Source organism: Vulcanococcus sp., assembly GCF_044369115.1.
In the GTDB taxonomy this organism is placed as follows: Bacteria; Cyanobacteriota; Cyanobacteriia; order PCC-6307; family Cyanobiaceae; genus Vulcanococcus.
On record NZ_JBIPMN010000233.1, the window covers coordinates 1 to 3,042 of the forward strand.

Annotated in this window: 3 protein-coding genes; 2 read left to right on the forward strand and 1 reads right to left on the reverse strand. The window is 59.6% G+C overall.

What is annotated here, in order from left to right; all coding sequences use genetic code 11:
* Both ACIQ2E_RS13695 and petD read left to right on the forward strand, forming a co-directional pair.
* Positions 1 to 129: cytochrome b N-terminal domain-containing protein (locus ACIQ2E_RS13695; RefSeq protein ID WP_398331668.1), on the forward strand; the 129-nt coding region annotated here is incomplete at its 5' end.
* A 123-nt stretch (positions 130 to 252) separates the two neighbouring features.
* Positions 253 to 735 (forward strand): cytochrome b6-f complex subunit IV, encoded by a 483-nt coding sequence (gene petD / locus ACIQ2E_RS13700; protein ID WP_398331662.1) that lies wholly within the window; start codon positions 253 to 255, stop codon positions 733 to 735.
* Between the two features lie 98 nt (positions 736 to 833).
* On the opposite strand, the gene ACIQ2E_RS13705 is transcribed toward petD, so the two are convergent.
* Complete coding sequence (locus tag ACIQ2E_RS13705; RefSeq protein WP_398331665.1) at positions 834 to 2,285, reverse strand: glycoside hydrolase 100 family protein; 1,452 nt, start codon at positions 2,283 to 2,285, stop codon at positions 834 to 836.
* Between the last annotated feature and the right edge of the window lie 757 nt (positions 2,286 to 3,042).

Here is a 3,042-nt window from a genome sequence, read left to right on the forward strand (position 1 = left end):
AGCGTCGGCCAGTCGACCCTCACCCGCTTCTACAGCCTCCACACCTTCGTGATGCCCTGGCTGCTGGCTGTGTTCATGCTCATCCACTTCCTGATGATCCGGAAGCAGGGCATCTCCGGTCCCCTCTGATCGATGCGCTGGCCCTGGGTTTCGCATTGTTGCGATCCCGGGGTGTCGCCCTCCTTGGTCGCTGCGCCTTCACCAGCAGCGTTCTTAGCCTCAATCCACACGGCCCATCCAACGGTCACTGTCATGCACGTCCTCAAGAAGCCTGATCTGAGCGATCCCAAGCTGCGGGCCAAGCTGGCCAAGGGTATGGGTCACAACTATTACGGCGAGCCCGCCTGGCCCAACGACCTCCTCTACATCTTCCCGGTGGTGATCCTGGGCACCCTCGCCTGCCTGGTGGGCCTGGCTGTGCTGGATCCCGCCATGCTCGGCGATAAGGCTGATCCCTTTGCCACCCCTCTGGAAATCCTTCCCGAGTGGTACCTCTACCCGGTGTTCCAGATCCTGCGTGTTGTTCCCAACAAGCTTCTGGGTATCGCCCTTCAGACCATGATCCCCCTTGGTCTGATGCTGATCCCCTTCATCGAGAGCTTCAACAAGTTCCAGAACCCCTTCCGTCGTCCGGTGGCCATGGCCGCCTTCCTGTTCGGAACCATGTTCACCATCTACCTGGGTATCGGTGCTGCCCTTCCCATCGACAAGTCGCTCACCCTGGGCTTGTTCTGATCCGATCCACTCGAGTCAACCAACGCAAAAGATCTTTGCAACCCCGGCCGATTGTCGGGGTTTTTTTATGCCTGCAGGCGCTTGAACCATGCTTGGCGTTAGTCACGGTTGATGTCCAGAAGACCGGCGTCGCCGGGATTCACCCGCAGTAGATGGTGCAGCAAGAGGAAGCCCACGATCGTCCAGGTCTGGTAGGTGCGGGCCTGCTGTCCCACCCAGGTTCCAGTCGGACCATCGAAATATTCCGCCCACTGCTGGCGGGGCAACTGGTTGAGCTGCATCCAGTAGCACTCCTCGAGCATGGCCCGCATCTGCCCCATCAGCAGCACATCCGCCTGGGGGTAGCGCTGCTCGTGCAGCAGCACGGCTCCCCCCAGATACCAGAGCAGGCTGGGCCAGTGCCCGCCGTTGTGATAGCTCCAGGGCCAGTTCTTCGGATCGGAGCCCGTTTTCTCGCTCCATTGCTGCCCTTCCAGGGGCGGGTGACAGATGCGCATCGGCATCTGGGCCATCAGGTGTTCGCGGTTGTGCAGCACCAAGCGGAATAGGGCCCGTTGCTGAGGTGCGGTGATCAGCTCGAACAGGCAGGCCAGGCAATTCCCCAGGCTGTAAAAGCGAAAGTCGGGCCGGCCGGTGCGCATGTTCCCGATCAGGTACCCGCCTCGGTTCTCCAGCCAGTCCTGCAGCCAGGGGGGAATCACCTGCGGCTGCACGTTGAATTCGTTCAGCATCTGAGTGTCGCCGTACTGCTCAGTGGGCCTGCGCCGCAGCACCTGCATGGTTTTGCTGGTGACCCAGTAGTGCTTGAGCAGGTAGCGGCGCAGTTCGTGCTTCCACTCGCGGGTGAGCACCAGCCGCTGTTCGAGCAGGCGGCTGTTGTGGTTCTTCTGCGCCAGGGCCATCAGTTGGCAGCAGCTGCCCAGACAGCCGTAGAGCAACACCTCGATTTCCAGCGGTGCACCCCACACATCCATGGGGCGATCAATCATGAAGGCGCAATCCGGCACAAACAGCACCGGCGTGCCTTCAAAGGTGGGGTGCAGAACCAGATCCAGTAGCAGTTGCACGCCGCGTTGCACCCGTTGGCTGGCTCCGAAGTCCCAGTCGCGGCTGCGGCGCACGTAGAGCCAGCAGAGCACAGGCCACCAGAGGCTTGCATCTACCGATGTGATCCGGCCAATGGAGCGCTGGCCGTAATCAGCCACCAGCACACCGTTTTGCTCCACAAAGCTGGTGGGAAACACGCCGCGGGTCTGGTAAGCGCTGCTCTGCAGTTCCAGACAGGTTTCCAGGAAGTTGCGGACGATGGCGAAGCGGCCCTGCACCAGCAGGAGCAGCATCACGGGCACGTTGTCCCGCAGAAACACCTCGTCGTAGTTGAGGGCTTGGTCTTTTCCACCGGGATGGCTGAGGGCGGCCATCGATCCCACCAGCTCACCGCGGCTGCTGATCAGGGTGCGCTCGAAATGCTCACGGGCCGCGTTCACCACGGCTTCTTCCCTGGAGCTGGGGCGTACCCGCAGGCGTTCCTGGCTGAACTGCCTGGCCATTCGACCTCCAGCCTCAAGGCCTGACTGCCCTAAACCCTAGAAATGGCAAGAGGTCTCGTCATCCTTTGCTGTAGGGGTTGACACCAAAGCGGCGAGGGGTGTTATGGTTTTGGACTGCGCGGGAGCCGAGAGGCGCCTGATGCAGGAACCGAAGACCCGATCAATCGGTGTTGTAGGTTCAGTGAGCGGCTGAGACGCCGCTCTGAGCTGAAAGCCGGAACACCCGGTGATGTAGGTTCAACAAGCGGTCGAGAGATCGCAGATCTGAGAGCCAACTCCGAGAGGAGACACCTGAGAGGGTGAGCCGCGAGGCTGTGGTGATCGGAGCACCTGGACAACTGAAACGTTTAGGAACTGACGCTTTCACTGCGTCAGGCGCCGCGTAACCGATTCGAGCTGAAAGGCTTGCGTTGGTTGGGTGAGCGGTCTGGCCGCAAAGAGCAGTGAAGGTGTGAGGTCCCGTCAAAAAAATTTAGTTGCAGAAGCTGATTGCTTTGCAACGCATGAAGCTCTCACGGCTGAATGTGTTGTCGGTGTGCAATTGGTGGAGCAACGACCGGATCTGAGATCCTGGAAAGACGAGACGAAAGAAATTTTGTTTTGCACTCTTTGAACGCTTCTGTCAGAGGAAGTGGCTCCAACTGTGAGATCTGCGCCAGTGGATCGAGCGGGTGATGAGCAATTCAAGTTGAGATTGATGAGTGAAGTAGCTTCGGTTGCTTGATTCTGGTTTTTACCGAGTTAATCAAAAGGACTT